The 18,692-nt window shown below is 70.0% G+C and carries 28 protein-coding genes and 2 pseudogenes; 19 read left to right on the top strand and 11 right to left on the bottom strand.

Translation table 11 applies throughout. From position 1 onward, the window contains the following. A partial coding sequence (locus DLJ58_RS25135; RefSeq protein ID WP_148098009.1) for a (deoxy)nucleoside triphosphate pyrophosphohydrolase occupies positions 1–439 on the bottom strand: 439 nt, incomplete at its 3' end. Positions 440–622: 183 nt separating this feature from the next. Between DLJ58_RS25135 and DLJ58_RS25130 the strand changes: the two genes are divergently transcribed. Continuing rightward, a complete protein-coding gene (locus tag DLJ58_RS25130) occupies positions 623–931 on the top strand; it encodes a 4a-hydroxytetrahydrobiopterin dehydratase (RefSeq protein ID WP_124859878.1) in 309 nt (102 codons plus the stop codon). Here DLJ58_RS25130 and DLJ58_RS25125 read toward each other — a convergent pair. After that, entirely contained in the window at positions 918–1,331 is a 414-nt protein-coding gene (locus DLJ58_RS25125; RefSeq protein ID WP_167493737.1) for a VOC family protein, read from the bottom strand. The genes DLJ58_RS25130 and DLJ58_RS25125 overlap by 14 nt on opposite strands. A gap of 5 nt (positions 1,332–1,336) precedes the next feature. After that, positions 1,337–1,690 carry a DUF1801 domain-containing protein gene (locus DLJ58_RS25120; RefSeq protein WP_124859874.1) on the bottom strand — a complete coding sequence of 118 codons (354 nt, stop codon included), beginning with the start codon at positions 1,688–1,690 and terminating at the stop codon, positions 1,337–1,339. Between the two features lie 114 nt (positions 1,691–1,804). Here DLJ58_RS25120 and DLJ58_RS25115 point away from each other — a divergent pair, with 114 nt between their 5' ends. From DLJ58_RS25115 to DLJ58_RS35200, 5 genes and pseudogenes are all read left to right on the top strand, one after another. Next, a complete protein-coding gene (locus DLJ58_RS25115) occupies positions 1,805–2,689 on the top strand; it encodes a LysR family transcriptional regulator (protein ID WP_124859872.1) in 885 nt (294 codons plus the stop codon). Further along, positions 2,686–3,441 (top strand): class I SAM-dependent methyltransferase, encoded by a 756-nt coding sequence (locus tag DLJ58_RS25110; RefSeq protein ID WP_124859870.1) that lies wholly within the window; start codon positions 2,686–2,688, stop codon positions 3,439–3,441. Before DLJ58_RS25115 ends, DLJ58_RS25110 begins: the two co-directional genes overlap by 4 nt. A 10-nt stretch (positions 3,442–3,451) precedes the next feature. After that, entirely contained in the window at positions 3,452–3,814 is a 363-nt protein-coding gene (locus tag DLJ58_RS25105; RefSeq protein WP_030337500.1) for a PH domain-containing protein, read from the top strand. A gap of 223 nt (positions 3,815–4,037) precedes the next feature. Then, the gene (locus DLJ58_RS25100) at positions 4,038–4,769 is read left to right on the top strand and encodes a class I SAM-dependent methyltransferase (RefSeq protein ID WP_124859868.1); all 732 of its coding nucleotides are present in this window, start codon (positions 4,038–4,040) and stop codon (positions 4,767–4,769) included. A 204-nt stretch (positions 4,770–4,973) separates the two neighbouring features. Then, positions 4,974–6,252: pseudogene (locus DLJ58_RS35200) on the top strand (MFS transporter). Here the strand turns inward: DLJ58_RS35200 and DLJ58_RS25090 are convergent. Genes DLJ58_RS25090 through DLJ58_RS25080 form a run of 3 tightly spaced genes read right to left on the bottom strand, consistent with a single transcriptional unit; the run spans position 6,236 to position 7,487 of the window. Next, positions 6,236–6,679 (bottom strand): SRPBCC family protein, encoded by a 444-nt coding sequence (locus DLJ58_RS25090; RefSeq protein WP_124859866.1) that lies wholly within the window; start codon positions 6,677–6,679, stop codon positions 6,236–6,238. The pseudogene DLJ58_RS35200 and the gene DLJ58_RS25090 sit on opposite strands and share 17 nt — an antisense overlap. A gap of 2 nt (positions 6,680–6,681) precedes the next feature. Beyond that, a complete protein-coding gene (locus DLJ58_RS25085) occupies positions 6,682–7,032 on the bottom strand; it encodes an ArsR/SmtB family transcription factor (RefSeq protein ID WP_124859864.1) in 351 nt (116 codons plus the stop codon). Continuing rightward, positions 7,029–7,487, bottom strand: a complete 459-nt coding sequence (locus DLJ58_RS25080; protein ID WP_124859862.1) for an SRPBCC domain-containing protein — start codon at positions 7,485–7,487, stop codon at positions 7,029–7,031. Before DLJ58_RS25080 ends, DLJ58_RS25085 begins: the two co-directional genes overlap by 4 nt. 114 nt (positions 7,488–7,601) lie before the next feature. Between DLJ58_RS25080 and DLJ58_RS25075 the strand changes: the two genes are divergently transcribed. Together DLJ58_RS25075 and DLJ58_RS25070 are read left to right on the top strand one after the other, a co-directional pair. Then, positions 7,602–7,976, top strand: a complete 375-nt coding sequence (locus DLJ58_RS25075; RefSeq protein ID WP_124859860.1) for a VOC family protein — start codon at positions 7,602–7,604, stop codon at positions 7,974–7,976. A 59-nt stretch (positions 7,977–8,035) separates the two neighbouring features. Then, a complete protein-coding gene (locus tag DLJ58_RS25070; protein ID WP_124859858.1) occupies positions 8,036–8,842 on the top strand; it encodes a nucleotidyltransferase family protein in 807 nt (268 codons plus the stop codon). A 4-nt stretch (positions 8,843–8,846) separates the two neighbouring features. Here the strand turns inward: DLJ58_RS25070 and DLJ58_RS25065 are convergent, their stop codons facing one another. Continuing rightward, the gene (locus DLJ58_RS25065) at positions 8,847–9,173 is read right to left on the bottom strand and encodes an HflX-like GTP-binding protein (protein ID WP_208741321.1); all 327 of its coding nucleotides are present in this window, start codon (positions 9,171–9,173) and stop codon (positions 8,847–8,849) included. A 65-nt stretch (positions 9,174–9,238) separates the two neighbouring features. Then, positions 9,239–10,009, bottom strand: a complete 771-nt coding sequence (locus DLJ58_RS25060; protein WP_124859856.1) for a class I SAM-dependent methyltransferase — start codon at positions 10,007–10,009, stop codon at positions 9,239–9,241. 40 nt (positions 10,010–10,049) lie between these two features. Here DLJ58_RS25060 and DLJ58_RS25055 point away from each other — a divergent pair, with 40 nt between their 5' ends. From DLJ58_RS25055 to DLJ58_RS25015, 8 genes are all read left to right on the top strand, one after another. Then, complete coding sequence (locus DLJ58_RS25055; protein ID WP_124859854.1) at positions 10,050–10,652, top strand: DUF3592 domain-containing protein; 603 nt, start codon at positions 10,050–10,052, stop codon at positions 10,650–10,652. A gap of 153 nt (positions 10,653–10,805) precedes the next feature. Continuing rightward, complete coding sequence (locus DLJ58_RS25050; RefSeq protein WP_124859852.1) at positions 10,806–11,444, top strand: class I SAM-dependent methyltransferase family protein; 639 nt, start codon at positions 10,806–10,808, stop codon at positions 11,442–11,444. Positions 11,445–11,935: 491 nt separating this feature from the next. Next, positions 11,936–12,328, top strand: a complete 393-nt coding sequence (locus tag DLJ58_RS25040) for a YbaB/EbfC family nucleoid-associated protein (protein WP_158629626.1) — start codon at positions 11,936–11,938, stop codon at positions 12,326–12,328. Continuing rightward, positions 12,328–12,642, top strand: coding sequence for a hypothetical protein (locus DLJ58_RS25035; RefSeq protein ID WP_124859848.1), 315 nt, complete (start codon positions 12,328–12,330; stop codon positions 12,640–12,642). The genes DLJ58_RS25040 and DLJ58_RS25035 overlap by 1 nt, the downstream gene beginning before the upstream one ends. 19 nt (positions 12,643–12,661) lie before the next feature. Beyond that, entirely contained in the window at positions 12,662–13,387 is a 726-nt protein-coding gene (locus DLJ58_RS25030; RefSeq protein WP_124859846.1) for a WXG100 family type VII secretion target, read from the top strand. Between the two features lie 10 nt (positions 13,388–13,397). Beyond that, complete coding sequence (locus tag DLJ58_RS25025) at positions 13,398–14,024, top strand: EndoU domain-containing protein (RefSeq protein WP_124859844.1); 627 nt, start codon at positions 13,398–13,400, stop codon at positions 14,022–14,024. A gap of 22 nt (positions 14,025–14,046) precedes the next feature. Continuing rightward, a complete protein-coding gene (locus tag DLJ58_RS25020) occupies positions 14,047–14,304 on the top strand; it encodes a hypothetical protein (protein WP_112625574.1) in 258 nt (85 codons plus the stop codon). A gap of 25 nt (positions 14,305–14,329) precedes the next feature. Further along, a complete protein-coding gene (locus DLJ58_RS25015) occupies positions 14,330–14,593 on the top strand; it encodes a tyrosine-type recombinase/integrase (RefSeq protein ID WP_279635908.1) in 264 nt (87 codons plus the stop codon). Between the two features lie 20 nt (positions 14,594–14,613). Here DLJ58_RS25015 and ychF read toward each other — a convergent pair whose 3' ends face one another. Next, a complete protein-coding gene (gene ychF / locus DLJ58_RS25010; protein WP_124859843.1) occupies positions 14,614–15,699 on the bottom strand; it encodes a redox-regulated ATPase YchF in 1,086 nt (361 codons plus the stop codon). A gap of 143 nt (positions 15,700–15,842) precedes the next feature. Here ychF and DLJ58_RS25005 point away from each other — a divergent pair, with 143 nt between their 5' ends. After that, complete coding sequence (locus DLJ58_RS25005; RefSeq protein WP_124859841.1) at positions 15,843–16,412, top strand: exonuclease; 570 nt, start codon at positions 15,843–15,845, stop codon at positions 16,410–16,412. A gap of 3 nt (positions 16,413–16,415) precedes the next feature. Here the strand turns inward: DLJ58_RS25005 and DLJ58_RS25000 are convergent, their stop codons facing one another. Further along, entirely contained in the window at positions 16,416–17,150 is a 735-nt protein-coding gene (locus DLJ58_RS25000; RefSeq protein WP_112675753.1) for a Type 1 glutamine amidotransferase-like domain-containing protein, read from the bottom strand. 121 nt (positions 17,151–17,271) lie between these two features. Continuing rightward, positions 17,272–17,775: a hypothetical protein gene (locus DLJ58_RS24995; RefSeq protein ID WP_244219115.1), complete on the bottom strand. Its 504-nt coding sequence runs from the start codon at positions 17,773–17,775 to the stop codon at positions 17,272–17,274. A 139-nt stretch (positions 17,776–17,914) separates the two neighbouring features. Between DLJ58_RS24995 and DLJ58_RS24990 the strand changes: the two genes are divergently transcribed. Both DLJ58_RS24990 and DLJ58_RS24985 read left to right on the top strand, forming a co-directional pair. Further along, positions 17,915–18,424, top strand: a complete 510-nt coding sequence (locus DLJ58_RS24990) for a SigE family RNA polymerase sigma factor (RefSeq protein ID WP_091406289.1) — start codon at positions 17,915–17,917, stop codon at positions 18,422–18,424. After that, positions 18,421–18,692 (top strand): annotated as a pseudogene (locus DLJ58_RS24985) (hypothetical protein); the annotation flags it as partial. The gene DLJ58_RS24990 and the pseudogene DLJ58_RS24985, both read left to right, overlap by 4 nt.

The raw sequence follows: 18,692 nt of genomic DNA, 5'->3' as shown, positions 1-18,692 counted from the left end.
GGGTTGGGATCAGGAGGGGACGGAGGGCTGCCACGATGGGGGCGTCGGCGGGGAGCCAGGTGACCGAGTCCAGTTCGTCGGCGGTGAGCCAGCGGAGCGCCTCGTGTTCCAGCGCCTGTGGCTGGTCGTCGCCGAGCAGGCGGGCCGCGTACACCTTGAGCACCGAGCGGCCGTGCGCCATCCGTACGTTGCGGCCGACCCGGGCGCCGATCTCGACGCGTACGGCCAACTCCTCGGCGCACTCCCGGATCAACGCGTCGGTCTCGGCCTCCCCCGGCTCGACCTTTCCGCCCGGAAACTCCCACATGCCCGCTACTTCAGGTGGGGCGGAACGCGCACAGGCGAGCACCCGCCCATCCCGGATGATCGCCGCACCGACGATCACCTTCAGGTCCCGTCGTTCGGCCTGCCCGCCATCATTCGCCCGTTCGGTCCGCACGGGCGTCCAGGGTGCCAGATCAATCGGCGGTTTGGGTACCGTAGCCGGCCGCTAGGCCAGCAAGACACGGAAGTGTGGGCGTGGACACCCCCTCCGAGCAGCGGGAGACTAGGGGGCACCGACAAGACACGGGATGGCGACGATTTGGCCACAAGCCGGCAACGGCGCTTGGGGGGTGCGGTGATGCGCGTGCTGTTCAACAGCAGGGCCAAGCACGACTACCTTTCCGACGCGTTGACCTTGCTATCTGGTTGGACGCGCGAGGGCGAGCAGATCCGACGGACGCTCGTGATCGACGATACCCAACACGCCGCACTAACTGAACGGGTCAAGGTCGTCGCGGATGCGCTGCATCTGCGACCCGAGATCAGCCGCCGGGCCGACAGCACCCAGATCCGGGTCGGGCACGGCAGCGGCGAGCCCCTGACCGAGGGCGAGGTCCTGTTGGCCGCCCGCATCGAGGACGCGTACCGAGCGGTCACCGAGGGCTGACGACCGTCTCCGAATCCGACCCGGCGTCCTGTGGGTACCAGCGCAGCTCCACCGAGTTGCCGTCCGGGTCCCGTACGTAGATCGAGGTCGCCGAACCGCGGGCGCCGAACCGGCTGACCGGCCCGGTCAGCACCGTGAAGACCGCCGACTCGATCACCTGCGCCCAGTCCAGTGGTGCCACCACCAGGCAGAAGTGATCCACGTTCGCGCCCTGCGGCTCACCGCGGACAAGGTCGATGATGCTGTCGGGGCTGATCCGCACCGACGGGAACGGGACGCTGCCGGCACGCCACTCGTCGACCCGTACGGGTGCCAGCCCGAGCCGGCCGCAGTAGAAGTCCAGGGACCGTTCCACGTCGGCGACGGTCAGCACCAGGTGGTCGAATCCGGTTACCCGCACCGCGCTCACGCCTCCTCCAGGTGGGCCGCCGCGCGCAGCCAGTCGCTGAACAGGGCCGGGTCGATGTCGGCGACGTCGCGCAACTTCACCGCCGCCATCGCCCGCGCTCCGGGGATCAGCCGCCCCGACGGGTCGGTGATCTCCTGCCCCCGCCACAGCCCGAAGGTGACGTACGACCCGTACGCCTTGACCAGGCAGACCGGGCGCTGGCCGGGCCGGTCGCCCAGGCTCCAGACCGGGTGCCCGTGCCACATCGCCCCGGTCGCCCCGGGAAGGGCCGCCGTGATGATCGGCGTCAGCTTCTCGCCGATCTCGCGCAGTGGGCCGGCCAGGCCGGCCAGGTAGTCGTCAATGGTCACGTCAGAGCCTTTCGCTCGGTTGTTCCTGCCGCGTTCACGATCCTCTGACGAGGGACGCCGACCAAGACCTGATGCCGCTACGATCGTTGCCCACAGGTCAACGATAGGAACGATGTGCTGGAGCGGTACGAGGTCGAGACGTTCCTGACGCTCGCGGAGGAGCTGCACTTCGGCCGGACCGCCGAGCGGCTGACCGTCAGCACCGGCCGGGTCAGCCACATCGTGAAGAAGCTGGAGCGCCGAATCGGCGCACCGCTGTTCGCACGCACCAGTCGGGTCGTCCGGCTCACCCCGATCGGCCGGCAGCTCGCCGACGAGCTGGCCCCGCTGGTGGCGGGCATGGACGAGGCCGTCCGCCGCGCGACCGACGCCGCCCGGGGCGTGACCGGGACCCTACGGGTGGCGTTCCTCGGTGAGTGGACCGCGCCGGTGCTGCTCCGGGCGGTGGCCCTGTTCGGTGAACGGCACCCCGACTGCCGGGTGGAGGTGCACGAGGCGCAGTTGTCCACCACCCGATCGGGGCTGCTCGACGGCTCGACCGACGTGTTGATCGCCTCGTACCCGTTCGACGGGATGGCCACCGGCCCGGCGCTGCTCTCCGAGGACCGGGTGCTGGCGGTGGCGACGGGCCACCCGCTCACTCGGGAGCGGTCGGTGTCGTTGGAGGTGCTCGCCGACCACCCGGTGGTGCAGTACCCCACCGTGACCTCGGTGGAGTTCAAGCGGGACCGCACCCCGGAGCGCACCCCGTCCGGTCGGCCGGTGCCGAAGGGGCCCGCCGGGAACACGTTCTCCGAGATGCTGTCCCTGGTCGCGCTGGGCCGCGGAGTCCTGCCGGTGGGCGAGCACACGCGGCGCTACTACCCGCGCCCCGACGTGGCGTACGTGCCCATCCACAACGCGCCACCGATCGAACGAGGGCCGGTCTGGCTGGCCAGCAACACCACCACCCGGGTACGCGAGTTCGTCCGCGCCGCGACCGACGCGAACCCCCGATGAGGCACGCCGAGTTCCGCCACCAACGGCTGGTCCAGGTGTACGACGCGGAGTGCCGGTGGGGGCCGGACGACGACTTCTTCCAGACGGTGGTCGACGAGACCCCGGCTGCCCGAGTGCTCGACCTCGGCTGCGGCACCGGTCCGCTGACCATTGCCCTCGCCGCCGCCGGCCACACCGTCACCGGTGTGGACCCGGCCGACGCGTCCCTGACCGCCGCCCGCGCCAAGCCGGGTGGTGCGCGGGTGACCTGGCTCGCGGGCACCTCGGCGCAGCTGCCGGAGCGGGCGTTCGACGTAGCGGTGCTGACCAGCCACGTCGCGCAGTTCTTCGTGGACGATGCGGAGTGGGCGCGTACCCTCGCCGACCTGGCCCGGGCGCTGGTGCCCGGCGGCCGGCTGGTGTTCGACGCCCGCGACCCGGCGGACCGTCGCTGGGAGCGGTGGAACCCGGTGGACTCGCACCGGCTGGTCACGCTGCCCGACGGCGGCGAGGTCCGCGCGTGGACCGAGGTCACCGGGGTACGCGACGGAGTGGTCGACTTCACCCACCACTACCACTTCGACGACGGGGAAGAACTCCTCAGCTCGGCGAGCCTGCGCTTCCGCACCGAGGTCGAGCTGCGCACCTCTCTGACCAGGGCGGGCTTCATCGTGGATCGCGTTCACGGGGGATGGCACGGCGAGCCCGTCGGCCACGGCGACGGCGAGTTCGTGGTCCTCGCCCGGGTGGGCACGTTGGCACCGGTTTTCTAGCCTGGATCACATGGCGAACATCGCGTACGACCGCAAAGAGCAGGTCCAGCAGATTGAGAGTGGCCTCCTCGAAGGCGAGCAGATCATCGCCGTCTACGACGCCGTCGGCACCGGCACCGGGTTCATCGGGCTGACCGACCGCCGCGTGATCATCCAGGACCGGTCCTTCGTCGGGAAGCGGTTCGCGATCACCAGCATCCCGTACTCGAAGATCACCAGCGTGAGCGTGGTCAGCAACAAGTCGTGGGGTGGTTCGTTCTTCTCCACCGGCGCCATCGCCATCCACGTCGGCACGCACACCTATGAGGTGGAGTTCCGTGGCGCGCAGAAGAGCCACCACGTGCACAACGTGATCCTGCACCACATCTCCTGACCACACGTCCCGTCGTGGGCCCGGCTGGCGTAATTGCCTTGCCGGGCCCGCGGTGTCTCTGGTGTCCTCGGTCGACAGCCGCGCGAAGGGAGCAGCCGCCATGCCCAACACGACGAAGTCCCCCGAACCAACCCTCATCCGACCCGAGGAATCGAGACTTCGTGAGCAGAACTGTTCCCCTGACGCTGCCGGGCGCCACTGACCCCAACCTCGGAGGCCGCTGATGTCGGTCTTCGACGATCCCGGCCTCTTCGGCCGGCTCTGGGCTGCCGACTACGACGGCCCAGGCAACCCCGACCCGGTCCCCGCCGTTGATTTCCTGGCCGACCTGGCCGACGGCGGCCCGGTTCTCGAACTGGCGATCGGCACCGGCCGGGTCGCGCTGCCGTTGGCCGAACGTGGCCTCGCCGTGCACGGCGTCGAGGCGTCCGAGGAGATGCTCGCGCAGCTGCGGGCGAAACCCGGCGGCGACCGGATCCCGGTGGTCGTCGCCGACATGGCGGACGTGCCGGTGGCCGGTGAGTTCCGGCTCGCGTACCTGGTCTTCAACACCCTGTTCAACCTGGTGGACGCCGAGCGGCAGGCGGACTGCTTCCGCAACGTCGCCCGGGTGCTGTCGCCCGGCGGCGCGTTCGTCATCGAGACGTTCGTGCCCGACCCGCGCAGCTTCGACTCGGACGAGCAGGTGCAGGTACGTGCCGTGACCGAGGACTGCGCGACGATCCGACTGCACCGGTACGACCGGCCGGCGCAGCGGTTCATCCGGCAGACGATCACGTTCGACGCGGACGGTGTGCACCTGAAGCCGTTCGCCATGCGGTATGCCTGGCCGCACCAGATCGACGAGATGGCGCAGCAGGCCGGGCTCCGGCTCACCGAGCGGTACGCCGACTGGCACCGACGACCGTTCCGGGCCGACAGCCCGTCGCACATCTCCGTCTACCGGGCGGAGTAGCGGTTTGATCGGCTCGGGTTTCCGGAAAGTCGGGGTGTCATCGCCCCGACTTCAAGGAACCCGAGTCGGTCTCCCGCCTCGTCCTTCCGCGCTGCCCGCGATAACGACGGTCCGGACCGGTAAGTCGAGCCTTCCGCCCTTGGCTGATTCTGCTGGTAGCAGTAGGTGTTGATCCGCAGGTCCCGCGCCGGGTGAGCTGACAGCATGCCGGACGCCTCCCGTTTCCCGCGCTCCTCTCCGTACTGGCCGGTGGTCAGTCACCCTCAGCTCCGGCGCGTTCTGCCCGGGCTCGCCGTCTCCGCGTTGGGTGACGGCCTGGCGGTGGTCGCGGTGACCTGGCTCGCCATCCAACTCGCCCCGCACGGTCAGCGCGGCACCTGGATCGCGGTGGCCATGGCGGCGTACACCCTGCCCAGCGCGGCCGGGACTGTCGTCTTCGGCCGGCTGCTGCGCGGGCGTAGCGGTGCCCAACTCGCCGGGTGGGACGCCATCCTGCGGGCCGGCGCGCTCGCGGCGATCCCCCTCGCCCACCTCGCCGGCGTGCTCACCATCGGGCTGTACGTGGTTCTGCTGGCCGCGTCGGCGCTGCTGCATTCGTGGGGTTCCGCCGGCCGATTCACCCTGATCGCCGAACTGCTGCCGCAGCGACACCATCTGCCGGCCAATGCCGTGCTCAGCACCATCGGAGGGTTCGCCACGATCGTCGGCCCGCCACTGGCGGGCATCCTGATCGGCTGGGTGGGGCCGGTCTGGGTCATCGCCATCGACGCTGCCACCTTCGCCGCGCTGGCCCTCACGTACCGCCTCGCCCTTCCCGCCAACGACGGACCCGCACGGTCCGAGAGCGGCGCTTCGCGGACGGCCGGCTTCGCGGTCATCCGGCAGAACCCGGCCCTGCTGGGCCTGCTGGTGCTGAGCCTCGGGTTCTTCTTCCTCTTCGGACCGGTGTACGTGGCGATGCCTATCCACATCACCGACGACCTGCACGCCTCCGCGACGCTGCTCGGCGCCTACTACAACCGCGTTCGGCGCCGGCGGTCTCGCCGGGGGTCTGGTCGCCGGTTACCTCCGCCGCTGGCCACTGCGAGCCACCACCATCGGCATCGTCGTCGCGTTCGGCGTTGCCATGCTGCCGCTCGGCCTGGGCGTACCGGTCGGCGTGTCGTTGCCGGCGTTCGCCCTGGCGGGCTTCATCTGGGCGCCGTACATGTCCACGTCGATGGCGCTGTTCCAGCGCAGCACGTCGACCGCCCGACTGCCCGCGGTGCTCGCCGCGAACGGTGCCATCCTCGTGCTGGCGGTGCCGCTGGGCACCATGCTGGGCGGGCCGCTGGTGGGTGCCATCGGCCCCCGCCCGACGCTGCTGCTCTGCGCCGTGGCGATCGTGGCCCTCGGCCTGGTCGCCGGGGCAATCGCGATCTCCAGGCGGAGTCCGCGATTGCCCGGCGATGCAGCCGTCACCGAGGTCAGTGCCAGTCGCTGATGCGCACGTCGTCCGGGGCCGGTCGGCCGTGGCCGGTCTCCACCTGCTCCTTGAGGCTCATCAGGAACAGCGCCCACTTGGTGCTGCAGTGGTGCATGAACTCGACCGGCTCGCGCCAGCCCTGGTGCGCGAACTGGACGATCGTGTACTCGCCGCGCTGGTCGAGACGCCAGTCGACCTCGGTGCCGACCCACTCCTCTGGGCCGTCGACGACGCGCCACCGCACCCGCCCGGCGGGGTTCAGCTCCAGGACCTCCATGTCGAAGCCGCCGGCATCGCCGAACCGGAAGGCCAACTGTCCACCGACCTCGCTCTTGCCCACCGTGTCGGTGGTCCACCAGGCGGCGATGCCCTCCGGCGTGGCCACCGCCCGGTAGACGTCGTCGAGCGGAGCGACGACGCCGACCCGGTGCATGATGTCGACCATTCTCAGTCTCCTTCGTCGTTGGTGCGGGTGCGTTCGATCGCCTCGGCGATCCGCTTGATCCGGCGGAGTCGGGCGTCCCAGGTGGAGCCGACCGCCGACAACTGGGCGACCGCGCGGGCGAGTTGCGCCTCGTCCACCTGGTAATGGCGCTCGCGACCGGCCGGTTCGGCGTGGATCAGCCCAACCCGGTCGAGGACCGCCAGGTGCTTCGAGACGGCCTGACGGGTGACGGGTAGCCGCCTGCTCAACGAGGTGGCCGTGCCCGGACCGTCGGCGAGAAGAAGATCGATCATCGTACGCCGGATCGGGTCGCCGATCGCCGACCACAACTCGTCGTCGACCACCACGCTCACGGGGTCGCGACCAGCCGCGCGACGTACTCGCCCAGCCGGGGCATGTAGTGGTCCCAACCGTTCCCGTGGTCGCGGTACTGCTCCTCCAGGACGGCGACCTCCCAACCCAGCTCGCGGAATCCGGTCTCGGTCATCCGGATCAGCGTCCCGGTGCCGCTGGGCACCAGGTCGAAGGTGACGAACAGCGCCTGCCCGCTCCGGTGCGGCTCGGTGAAGCACCACCGGAAGGAGAACCGCTTCGGCGGGTCGACCTCGACGACGGCGAGCTCGACGGTCTTCGTCTCGCCGGTGTCGGCGTCGCGCCACACCAGCTCACCGGGCGCGCCGGCGACGGACTCGAACCGCGCGTCGTCGGGCCACCACTCCCGCATGTGCTCGGGTTGGCTGACCACCTCGAAGACGACTTCGGGGGACGCGTCGACGTGGATGTCGCGTTCGATCGTTCCCTGTTCCATGCCCACAACCTTTCGCAACCTTTGGTTGCACTCAACCTACGACAGCCCGCACCCATCGCGCAACCTTTCGTTGCGCGTCGCGGTTTCGTCGTACCCGGGGTGCACGATCGGCGCATGTCTGAGTCATCGCCGCACCGACACCACGCCATCGACTACGTCGAGCTCACGGTGACCGACCTCGCCGTGGCCAAGCGCTTCTACGCCGACGCGTTCGGTTGGCAGTTCAACGACTACGGGCCGGAGTACGCCGGCATCCGCAGCCCACACGGCGACGCCGCGCCCGAGGTCGGCGGTCTCCGTCTGGACGGGGAAGTCCGGGCGGGCGGCCCACTCGTGCTGCTCTACTCCACCGACCTGGACCGGTCCGTGCAGGCCGTCAAGGAGGCCGGCGGCCAGGTGGTGAACGGGCCGTACGAGTTCCCCGGAGGCCGGCGGTTCCACTTCACCGACCCCAGCGGCAACGAGCTGGGCGCCTGGGCCGAGCAGTAGGGCGCCGAAGTCGCCCGGGCGGGGCTGAACGTGCTCGCCAGCTCCGGCAGAGTGTCGCCATGGCCGGAAGAGGACTGGACGTCGAGGGCTGCATTACGCGTGAGGGTGCACTGAGCCGGGTCCCGGCCGCCTTCGCCGGTGTTGTCGACGCGGCACGCGCTCGGATAGCCGAGTCGTTCGACGGTGATCTGCTGCACAGCGCCTACATCTACGGCAGCATCCCCCGCGGCACCGCCATCCTCGGCGTCTCCGACCTCGACCTGCTCCTCGCCCTACGCACCGAACCAACCGAGGCCGACCGGGCGGCTGCCACCAGGATCGAGCAAGACCTCGACCGGTCCTTTCCGCAGATCGACGGCGTGGGCATCCTGCTGTTCAGTGCACGTACGCTGCTCAGCGAGCTTGAGCGGTACGACCTCGGCTTCTTCGTCGCCTGCCTGTGCACCCCCCTGCTGGGCGACGACCTCGCCGACCAACTCCCCCGCTACCGGCCCACTCCCCTGCTCGCCCGCGAGACGAACGGCGACCTGTCCCTTGCGCTTCCGGGATGGCGCCGCCAGGCCGCCGAAGCGAACACCGACCAGCAACGGAAGGCCCTCAGCCGGGTCGTCGCGCGGCGCATCGTCAGGACGGGGTTCACGCTGATCATGCCGCGGTGGGGAGGCTGGACGAGCGACCTCACCCAGTCCGCCGAGGCGTTCGGGCTCCACTATCCGGAACGAGCGGAGCAGATGCGGAGAGCTGCCGTTATCGGCCGCACGCCCTCGCCGGTTCCGAGTGTGCTCCGCGAACTCATCGACGACCTTGGGCCCTGGCTCGCCGCGGAGTACGCAGTCGTCCATGGCGAGAAGGCCGCCCGTCCGTGACCTGTCAGAGGTCCTCGCCAGTCAGGACGGGACAGCCGAACATGTCCGCGAGGACGGCCCTCTGGTGGTCGGTCAAGGGGTTCGCGAACACCGCGACGCCGACCCCGCGCTGCCGGCAGGCCTCGGCGATTTCACGGGCCCTACCGGGGCTGAGCAACGTCCGCCGCGAGAACGGGTCGCCCATCTTGTCCGCACCGCCGGAAGAGACACCCCGCCGCTGCACGTGCCGGCTCACGACCTGGCCACCGTGGGCTTCCACCACGCTGGCCAGCAGATTGAGCTTGCTTTCGAACTCCCTGTCCTTCGCCGAGAACAGGCCCACCAGCGCCACCTCGGCACCTGCCAGCGCAGCGTTCAACGCCCCCGAGCGATGCCGGTTCACCAGGTCTGCGACCGTCAGCTCCGGCGGGCGCGCAGCACGCCGGTCAGCATCGGCAGCGTGAACTCGCCGTGGGCGGTTTCGGGTCGGCTCCCGAGGAAGGAGCGGATCCGGCCGAGGGTGGCCTCTCGCTCCTCGTCCGGCATGACCAGCATCCCGGCCCGCGTCGCGAGCGTCGCGACGAGCGAGTCGGCGGTACGGCGCTGCCCGTGCGGGAACTCGACCTGCTCTGCCGACCCGAACCGGGCGATCAGGCCGGGGCTCGGAACGAGCATGTCCGCCGTCGCGGCGCGCCAACTGCTCAACGTGTCACGCGGGCCGATGGCCGCACTCCCGCTGACCCGTTCGAGCCCGGCAACCCAGTCGATCCGGTCGTCCATGATGTTCCACAAACCGGCCAGGACACCGCCGGGCGCGAGGACCCGGGCGATCTCCGCGCCCGCGACGGCCATGTCGAACCAGTGCAGGGCGTTGCCGGCCAGCACGGCATCGACGGACCCGTCCGGCAACGGGATGGCCTCGGCGCTACCCGGCAGGGCACTGACGGTCGGCAGCGCACGGCGTAGCTCGGTGAGCATCGCCGGGTCGGGCTCGACCGCCACGACGTCCGCGCCCAGCGCCGCCAACGTCGCGGACAGCTTGCCGGTGCCGGCGCCCAGGTCGAGCACGCGTAGACCGGGGGCGGCCTCCAGCGCCCACCGCACCGCGGCCTGCGCGTAATCCGGACGGTGCTCGGCGTACGCGGTCGCCGCCGCGCCGAACGACGATCGGAGCAGTTGTTCCGTCATCCGGTCAACCTACCGCCGCTTGTCGACATCGACTGCGACCATGACCACCGTGCAGATCTTGCGGAGCTGTTGGCGTGCCCGCTACCCCGTCTACGTATTGGGCCTCGCGGTCGGGATGGTCATGATCTGGCTGCCCTTCAAGACCTTTCAGGACAACGACGCTTGGGAAAGCCGACTGCGGGTCGATGGCGTGCCAGCGCAGGCAGTCGTCGATGAACTCGTGCACAAGCGGCGGAACAGCAACACGATGCACCTGCGCTACGAATTCGCCGGTGCCCAGCGTCAGGCCGAGGTTGGCTGTTGGGAGGTCTGCCTACCGGCGGGCAGTGCGGTGCGGATCTGGATTAACCCCGACGACCCGGACGATTTCGTCACCGACTTCGGCGTGCTGAGTGGGAATCGAGGCCGGCTGCAAGGCGTGATCGGGATGGCGGGTCTGATCCTGGCCGGGACGATGCTGACCGCCGTGGTCGGCCGCTTCCTCGGGCGACGACGAGACCGCCGACAACGCGACTGGCAGCGGCAACAGCGAGAACAACGCCGACGACAGTTCGCCAGCCCCAGGCCCGGAAGGAAACGCAAGCCGAGCAGGCGACGGCCGACTCAGGGCAATCTCGCGACCCGCGACAAGGGCGAAGCGTGACCAACCACCCTTCCGGCCCCGGCGACCCGCCGACAGATCACGGCAATGGATCACATCGAGGACCGCTGCTGGCTGGAAGAGCTGCCTGGATGGCGCAAGGCGTTGCCTTGGAACCCCCCTCCGGTTCGACATCCACAGGTAAGGATGGCCCAGATGACCGCCCGGACTCCCTGGCAGGTGTGGCATGAGCCCTACGCCGACGAAGCCTCCCCGCTCTCGCGTCGGCTGCGGCTGGCCCAGCAGCACATTGCCGCGTGGCTTGATCAGCGCTCCGCCGAGCGGCTGACTGTGGTGAGCGCGTGCGCGGGACAGGGCCATGACCTCATCGGTGTCCTCGCCTCAAGGCCTGATGTCCAACGTGTACGCGGAACCCTGCTTGAGTACGACCCGGGCAACGTCGCTGCCGCTCGGACCGCCGCCGATCAGGCCGGGCTCACCAAAATCGTGATCAGGCGGGCGGACGCGGGCCAACTCTCTTCGTATGCGGGGGCGGTCCCAGCCGATCTGGTGCTCATGGTTGGAGTCTTCGGAAACATTTCGGACGCCGACGTGGAGCGGACCGTTGCCGCCCTGCCCCAACTGTGCGCCGAGAGCGCTACCGTGATCTGGACCAGGGCGAGGCGAGATCCGGACCTGACACCAGCACTACGGGACTGGCTTCGAGATGCCGGCTTCGTGGAGCACGCCTTTCATGCCCCGGACGACGTGCAGTTCTCCGTGGGCGTTCACCGGCTCGACAGCCCTCCACAGCCCCTTGACCCCACCGGAACCATCTTCACGTTCCTGCGCTGATTCCAACTGGTCGCTACGCGGGGCCGCTGGTCGTCGCTGGTTATCTCTGGTCAGCGTTTGACGGCCCGATGCTTCGCCGAGCCGACGCTGCGCAGTCTCGACGCCATTCATCTGGCGATCGCGCAGGTTCTTACCAACGAGTCCGGAGCGGAGTTAGTTGCCTTCGTCACTTACGGCCGGCGTCTGCTCGACGCTGCCAAGGCGGCCGGCCTGCCCACCGCGAGTCCTGGCCAGACAGGAAAGCTGCGCTTGCGGACCTCCGGAAGGCGCTGACCGGGCTCATCACACCTGGCCGCCCAGGTGGTGGGCGCTCCCTGGGCCGAACACCGCCGCCAGGTCGAGCAGGTCCGAAGAAGGCGATCATCAGCACCCACGTCGCCGCGATCCACATGGACCGGATCACGCCGCATTCGCTCGGCAATCCTGGTGGGCGGGCCGCGGCTACACTGACGCCTCTAAATCCCCTGCTCGGCAACGGAAACGGAGGCGCGATGGGTAATCCGCTGTTGGACGCCGAGGATGCGCGGGAACGCCTGGAGGCATGGCAGGCCAATGCCGTGCGCCGGGCCGCCGACACGCAGGCCGCCAGTGCCGGCTTGCGCGCGCTGCGGGTCACGGCCAGCGACGCCCACGGGATCGTCGAGGTCACCGTCGACTCCACGGGGGCGATGGCCGACGTCCGGCTCTCCGCGCGGGTGCAGCGCGTGAGCCTGGAGCAGACGCAGCAGGCGATCATGGGCGCCTATCGCAATGCGCGGGTCAAGCTCGCCGAGGCCGCCGCCGAAGTCGTGCGGGAGACGGTCGGCGCCGACTCGGCGACCGGCCGGGCCCTGCTGGCCGGATTCCGGACCGCCGACACCGAGGACGAAGAGGGGCGATACTGATGCACGGGGGGTTCGAGGTCGACGTCGAGGCGCTGCGCGCGCACGCCACGGCCATGTCGGCCATTCACGACCGCTTCGCCGCCGTCATGGCCGCGAGCGGCACCATTTTCCAGGCCGACGAGGCGTACGGACAGCTCTGCCAGTTCTTACCGCCCATCCTGGAGGGACGCCACCGGGACCAGGACAAGGGCGTGGGGATGCTCGCCGAGAACATCGAGCTGCTCGCCGCGGGAATCAAGAAGAACGCCGACGCCTACGAGCGGACCGAGGGGTCGACCACCGACGGCTTCAACTCCTTCCACTCCGCGACCTGAGCCGGCCCGGCGCCCTCTCATGAGCAACCCATTGGTCGCCACGACCTCCGACATCGCTTCGACAAGCGCCGCGCACCGCGACGGCTGGACCGGCCTGCCGCTCGCCGACGACTACATGGGCATCAAGGACGCCATCGACTCCGGCAGCTGGATCGACGGCTCAGTCGCGGGCTTGGGCGCCGCTCTCGACGGGGCGGCCATCGCCATCGACCCGTTCAGCACGCTCCTGTCGATGGGCATCGAGTGGGCCATCGAGCAGGTAGAGCCACTGAAGCAGGCCCTCGACTGGCTCGCCGGTGATCCCGAGACCATCGAGACGCACGCCTTGACCTGGGACAACATGGCCAATGAGCTGTTCTCCATCGCCGAGGACCTCAAGGCGCGGCTGGTTGGCGACCTCGACAGTTGGCAGGGCGCCGCAGCCGACGCCTACCGCGACATCCTGACCATCAACATCGACGTCGCCGGGATCTTCGCGGGCACGGCCGCCGGCATGGGTGCCGCGACCCGTGGCGCGGGAATCCTGGTGCAGACGGTGCGGGAGGTCGTGCGCGCCTTCATCGCCGACTGCATCGCCAAGGTCGTGGTGTGGCTGGCCGAGGTGGTCTTCTCTCTCGGCTTCGCCACACCGCTGGTCGCCTCCCAGCTCGCAATCGCCGTCGTCCGCTGGACCGGCCGCATCTTCGGTTGGCTGATGGGCCTGATCACCAGCCTCTCCGCCCTTCGCGCACTCCTCGACGTCTAGGCGGCCCTCGATGCGACAACTCATGGCGGCTCTGCGGACCACCGCCGTCCTGGTGGTCCTGTTCGCTGTTGCGGGCCTCCACAAGCACCCCTCAGGCCCAACCCCACCGCACGGCGGTGACGGCGATGGCCCCAAGCGTTCCAAGTTCAGCCCCGGCATGATGCCCAAGCGCGTGGGACCAGCCCAGCAGCACGGCATCGAGCGCGCCGAGGAGGGCCATCCGAAGGGCGCCGACACATCCGAGCCCGAGGCGCCCAAGAAGACCAACCCCTGGGACGACCCCGACTTCACCGACGCCAAGTACGACATGCACCGCTTCGGTCAGATGGGCGACGGGGCTATGGACAAGATCTGGGACGGCGACGGCATGGGCAGTGGCAACCACAAGCCCTCGTCCACCGAGCCCGGCAAGACGCTCTTCCCGCCCGGCACCACCAAGGAGCAGGTCGAGGGCTGGTTCAAGAGCATCGCCGCCAACCCCGACAGCCGCCCTCAGGCGCGTCCCCAGGGCGACGGCTGGGTCGTCAGCGGCACCCGCGACGGCATCACCTGCGTCGTTACCCTGGACAAGGACGGCAGCATCTCCGGCGGCTTCCCCATCAGCGGCGAGGGCGTCACCACCAACCCGCCGGCCTAGCCACCGAACCCACGGGAGACCCATGGAAGTCATCGATTTCTACCGGCTCAGCCGCCGGATCACCGACCAGCTCGCACCCAAGATCAGCCCGAATTACCGACCGATCGTCCTGACCGCCGGAGGCGCCGGGGCCTGGGACCTGGCGATCCCGACGCTCGTCGGCGCCCTGTCGGAGGAGGACGTTGTGATCACCACTGCGGAGAAGGACGCGCTGCGGGAGCTCATGGAGTTCCGTCGGGAACCTCTGACCTACCTGGAGCAGATTCGGACCTCGGACTGACCGGCACGACTGCTGCGGCACGCTCATCTTCGGCGCGGCGTTGCGGAATGCGGGCCTGCCGGAGAGCATCACGACCCACGACCTGCGCCATCACTACGCCTCGGTCCTGCTGATGCAGGGAGAGTCGGTCATCACCGTGGCCGAACGGCTGGGGCACGAGAACGCGACGCTAGTCCTGTCGACCTACGGTCACCTGATGCCGAACTCGGAGAAGCGCACCCGCCGGGCCGTCGACGAGGCGTGGGGTTGTGCCCCCGGTGTGCCCCAGGGCGAGGCACCAACCCCCTGACCTGCGGCAACGGGCCGGCTTCAGACGTTGAAGCGGAATTCCACCACGTCGCCGTCCTGCATGACGTACTCCTTGCCCTCGATGCGGACCTTGCCCGCCGCCTTGGCCGCCGCCATCGAACCGTACTCGACCAGGTCGTTGTACGAGACGACCTCGGCCTTGATGAAGCCGCGCTGGAAGTCGCTGTGGATGACGCCCGCGGCCTCCGGCGCGGTGGCGCCGACCGGGACGGTCCAGGCGCGTGCTTCCTTGGGGCCGGCCGTGAGGTACGTCTGGAGGCCGAGGGTGCGGAAGCCGACCCGGACGAGCTGGTTGAGGCCGGGCTCGTTCTGCCCGATCGACTCCAGCAGCTCGCGGGCCTCCTCCTCGGGCAGGTCCACCAGCTCAGACTCGATCTTGGCGTCCATGAAGACGGCCTCGGCGGGGGCAACCAGGGCGCGCAGCTCGTCGAGGAACGACTCGTTGGCCAGTTCGGCCTCGTCGACGTTGAAGACGTACAGGAAGGGCTTGGTGGTGAGCAGGTGCAGCTCGCGCAGGTGCTCCAGCTCGATCTTGGCGGCGGCGGCCCCGGAGTAGAGGGTGGTGCCACCGTCGAGCACCTCGATCGCGGCCTTCGCGGCGGCGACTGCGGCTGCCCGGTCCTTGCGGAGCTTGGCCTCCTTCTCCAACCGGGGCAGCGCCTTGTCCAGGGTCTGGAGGTCGGCGAGGATCAGCTCGGTGTTGATCGTCTCGATGTCGTCGGCCGGGGAGATCTTGCCGTCGACGTGCACCACGTTCGGGTCGGAGAAGGCCCGGACGACCTGGCAGATCGCCGAGGCGTCCCGGATGTTGGCCAGGAAGGCGTTGCCCCGGCCCTGCCCCTTGGAGGCGCCGCGGACCAGGCCGGCGATGTCGACGAACGACACCGGGGCCGGCAGCACCTTCTGCGAGGAGAAGATCTCGGCCAGCTTGCCCAGCCGCTCGTCGGGCAGCCCGACCACGCCGACGTTGGGCTCGATGGTGGCGAACGGGTAGTTCGCCGCCAGCACGTCGTTCTTGGTCAACGCGTTGAAAAGCGTGCTCTTGCCGACGTTGGGCAGGCCGACGATGCCGATGGAAAGACTCACGACCGGCCAGCTTACGCGGGTGCCGACCGGGCCGGTCCAGGCGGCTCCGATGCGGCACCCCGCCGGTGGTCGATCGTCGCTCCCACCGGGCCCCGTCAGGCGTTGCTAATCTCCCGGTTCGATGTTCCGCTGCTGGAGGTGGGATGACCTCGACATTGCCTGAGCTCTACATCGCTGTCGATGTGGAGGCGGACGGGCCGATCCCCGGGCCGTACAGCATGATCTCGCTGGGCATGGCCGTGGCCGGCCGCCCGGACCTCACCTTCTACACCGAACTGCGTCCCATCTCCGACGAGTTCGTCCCGGCGGCGCTGGCCGTCTCCGGCTTGGACCGAAACCGGCTGCTGCGGGAGGCGCCCACCGCGCAGGAGGCGATGTCCGCCGCAGCGGCCTGGGTCGACGAGCTGCGCCGGGTCGGCCGTCCGGTCTTCCTCGCCGCCCCGGCCGTCTGGGACGGCATGTTCGTGCACTGGTACTTCGTCCGCTTCGTCGGGCACAGCCCGTTCGGTGCGACCGGCTCCGGTGTTGATCTCCGCAGCTACTGGATGGGGTTGACCGGCAGCGAGTGGGCCAAGACCCACCAGGGCACGATCAAGCACCAGCTGGGCCTGCACGACATGCCGCACACGCACCACGCCGGGGAGGACGCCGCCGAGCTGGCCCAGGTCTTCGACGCGGTGCTGCACCGCCGACAGCCGGTCGAGGAGGCGTGACGCTCAGCCGAGCCGGCGGGGGGCGATGACGGCCTCCCGGACGCTGCCGTCCGCACCGCGGCTGACCTCGTACGCCGAGACGCCCTCGCGGTCCGCGATCGCCTCGACCAGCTGGGTGCCGCGGTAGACCAGGCCGACGCCGTCGTCGGTGCAGTGGCTGGTGGGGAGCGTGCCGTCACCGACCAGCTCGTGCATGAGCGGGCGGCGCTGGCCCTCGCTGTCGTAGTGCACGCCGTTGCCGTACGGCAGCCAGGCCAGGCCCTCGGTGAAGCCGCGCAGCCGGGGGCCGAAGCTGTCGGTGGCACCGCCGACATGCCAGCAGATCGAGCCGGCGGAGACGCCGGCCAGCACCACGCCGGCCTGCCAGCACTCGTGCAGGATCTCGTCGAGCCCGTGCACCCGCCACACCGCGACCAGATTGGCCACGCTGCCACCGCCGACCCAGATCACGTCCTGGGCGAGCAGGTGGGCGCGGACGTCCTCGACGTTCGGCATCGGGAACAGGGCGAGGTGTGACAGCCGGAACCGGGTGTCGGCGAACGCGCCGTAGACGGCGGTCAGCGAGGTGGGCTGGTCGCCGACGGCCTGCCCGAGGTAGCAGACCCGCGGCTGCGGACCGGCCTCGGCCAACTCGGCCGCCAGCTCGAAGACCGGGCTGGGGCGCAGGTCGTAGGGCCCGCGGTCGCCCCGGAAGAAACCCATGCTGGTGGCGATGATGGTCGGCTCGCTGGCGGGCATCGAAGCGTCCTTCCGTCGGGTGCGGTGCGGCGTCCATCCTGCCGTAGCCGGTCTCCGGTTTGCTCGGTGCGGGGCTCGACCGCCACCCGCGGGTTGCGGTCGAGCCCCGCCAGCCTCATGATCAACCAACCTGGTCGGGCCGCCGTTGGCGGGGCACCTCGACCTCGGGCCAACGACCCAGGGCCCGACGGTCGGCCGGGGGCAGTTGCCCGGCGGCGGCCCGGGGCAGGGTGAACCGGTCGGCGGCGGCCGGGCCGGCCGAGACCGACTCGCGCAGCATCCAACGCACCTCGTCGGCCGTCCAGCCCAGCCCCGGCCGCGCGGCGATCTCGCGGATCAACCGCCGGCCGACCCTCGTGTCGTCGTCGTAGAAGCGCATGCACCAGTGGTGCGTCCACATCCCGAGCGCCCGCAGGCCCGCGTCGTCGAGCGAGCCGGCCAACCGGCCGCAGGCCGTGTCGGGGAAGCTCTGCTCGGGGTCGCCCGCCCGGTCCCGTTCGATGGCGCCCACGGCGGCCGGCGCGACGGCCCGCATCCGGCGGTAGAAGGACTGCGCCACCGCGCGGGGCAGCGGCGGGAACGCACCCGGTGTCGACGCCGCCGCCCAACCCGCCACGCTCGTCATCCGCCGCACCCCTTCTTCAGTTGGTGGCCGGACGCTACCCGGCACGACCGACACTTTCGGGCCGAAAAACCCCACCGATCGTGGATAGCGACGATGACCTGGGACGTCTGTATCTGTGACAACGAAACGGGGGTGGTGGGTGGACGAGGACGAGCGCGCGCGGCTGGCCGAGTTCGTCGGCAGCCGGACTCCGGCGCTGATGCGGGTCGCGTACCTGCTGACCGGGGACCGCAACGCCGCCGAGGACCTGTTCCAGTCGGCGTTGGCGCGAACCATCCCGAAGTGGGGAACCATCCGGCACGCCGATCCCGAGGGCTATCTGCGGGTGGTGATGTACCGCGAGCAGATCAGCTGGTGGCGGCGACTTCGCCGGTGGCGGGAGACACCGCTCAACCCGGCCGACGAACCGGTCGGCGGCGACCCGAGCGGCGGCACCGACGTGCGCTTGGCGATGCGGGCCGCGCTGCGTCACCTGCCACCGACACAGCGTGCGGTGGTGGTCCTCCGCTACTACGAGGACCTGCCCGAAGCCCGGGTGGCCGAGTTGCTGGGCTGCTCGGTGGGGACCGTACGCAGCCGTACCCATCGAGCGGTGAAGCGACTACGCGACCTGCTGCCGGACGTCGACAGGCTGGAGGTACGGCGATGACCGAACCCTTCGAGCACCTCATCCGCTCCACCCTCACCGACCTGGCCGAGGAGGCACCGATCGTGCATGACCAGTTGAGCCGAGCGGAACGGCGGGTGCGCAACCGACGCCGCGCCACGGTGACGGTGGGGGCGGTGAGCACCCTGGCGGCGATCCTGATCGCCACGCCACTCGCCCTGGCCGCGACCGGCTCGGACGAGCCTCCCCCGGCCGTGCCCAGCCCGGCCGGCCCTGCGGCCGTGCCCAGCCCACCCGTGCCCACCCCGTC

Origin of the sequence: Micromonospora arida, from assembly GCF_003857035.1 — a bacterium.
GTDB lineage: Bacteria > Actinomycetota > Actinomycetes > Mycobacteriales > Micromonosporaceae > Micromonospora > Micromonospora arida.
This window is presented reverse-complemented; position numbering and strand designations above follow the sequence as displayed.

What these genes read in the sequence shown, in the direction of transcription:
- DLJ58_RS25100 (WP_124859868.1), top strand. Translation starts at nt 4,038, where the DNA reads ATGTCGGTCTTCGACGATCCCGGCCTCTTCGGCCGGCTCTGGGCTGCC.
- DLJ58_RS25090 (WP_124859866.1), bottom strand. Translation starts at nt 6,679, where the DNA reads ATGGTCGACATCATGCACCGGGTCGGCGTCGTCGCTCCGCTCGACGAC.
- DLJ58_RS25035 (WP_124859848.1), top strand. Translation starts at nt 12,328, where the DNA reads ATGCACGGGGGGTTCGAGGTCGACGTCGAGGCGCTGCGCGCGCACGCC.
- DLJ58_RS25005 (WP_124859841.1), top strand. Translation starts at nt 15,843, where the DNA reads ATGACCTCGACATTGCCTGAGCTCTACATCGCTGTCGATGTGGAGGCG.
- DLJ58_RS25070 (WP_124859858.1), top strand. Translation starts at nt 8,036, where the DNA reads ATGGCCGGAAGAGGACTGGACGTCGAGGGCTGCATTACGCGTGAGGGT.
- DLJ58_RS25050 (WP_124859852.1), top strand. Translation starts at nt 10,806, where the DNA reads ATGACCGCCCGGACTCCCTGGCAGGTGTGGCATGAGCCCTACGCCGAC.
- DLJ58_RS25055 (WP_124859854.1), top strand. Translation starts at nt 10,050, where the DNA reads ATGACCACCGTGCAGATCTTGCGGAGCTGTTGGCGTGCCCGCTACCCC.
- DLJ58_RS25060 (WP_124859856.1), bottom strand. Translation starts at nt 10,009, where the DNA reads ATGACGGAACAACTGCTCCGATCGTCGTTCGGCGCGGCGGCGACCGCG.
- DLJ58_RS25030 (WP_124859846.1), top strand. Translation starts at nt 12,662, where the DNA reads ATGAGCAACCCATTGGTCGCCACGACCTCCGACATCGCTTCGACAAGC.
- DLJ58_RS25025 (WP_124859844.1), top strand. Translation starts at nt 13,398, where the DNA reads ATGCGACAACTCATGGCGGCTCTGCGGACCACCGCCGTCCTGGTGGTC.
- DLJ58_RS25130 (WP_124859878.1), top strand. Translation starts at nt 623, where the DNA reads ATGCGCGTGCTGTTCAACAGCAGGGCCAAGCACGACTACCTTTCCGAC.
- DLJ58_RS25075 (WP_124859860.1), top strand. Translation starts at nt 7,602, where the DNA reads ATGTCTGAGTCATCGCCGCACCGACACCACGCCATCGACTACGTCGAG.
- DLJ58_RS25110 (WP_124859870.1), top strand. Translation starts at nt 2,686, where the DNA reads ATGAGGCACGCCGAGTTCCGCCACCAACGGCTGGTCCAGGTGTACGAC.
- DLJ58_RS25105 (WP_030337500.1), top strand. Translation starts at nt 3,452, where the DNA reads ATGGCGAACATCGCGTACGACCGCAAAGAGCAGGTCCAGCAGATTGAG.
- DLJ58_RS25080 (WP_124859862.1), bottom strand. Translation starts at nt 7,487, where the DNA reads ATGGAACAGGGAACGATCGAACGCGACATCCACGTCGACGCGTCCCCC.
- DLJ58_RS24995 (WP_244219115.1), bottom strand. Translation starts at nt 17,775, where the DNA reads ATGACGAGCGTGGCGGGTTGGGCGGCGGCGTCGACACCGGGTGCGTTC.
- DLJ58_RS25020 (WP_112625574.1), top strand. Translation starts at nt 14,047, where the DNA reads ATGGAAGTCATCGATTTCTACCGGCTCAGCCGCCGGATCACCGACCAG.
- DLJ58_RS25000 (WP_112675753.1), bottom strand. Translation starts at nt 17,150, where the DNA reads ATGCCCGCCAGCGAGCCGACCATCATCGCCACCAGCATGGGTTTCTTC.
- DLJ58_RS25040 (WP_158629626.1), top strand. Translation starts at nt 11,936, where the DNA reads ATGGGTAATCCGCTGTTGGACGCCGAGGATGCGCGGGAACGCCTGGAG.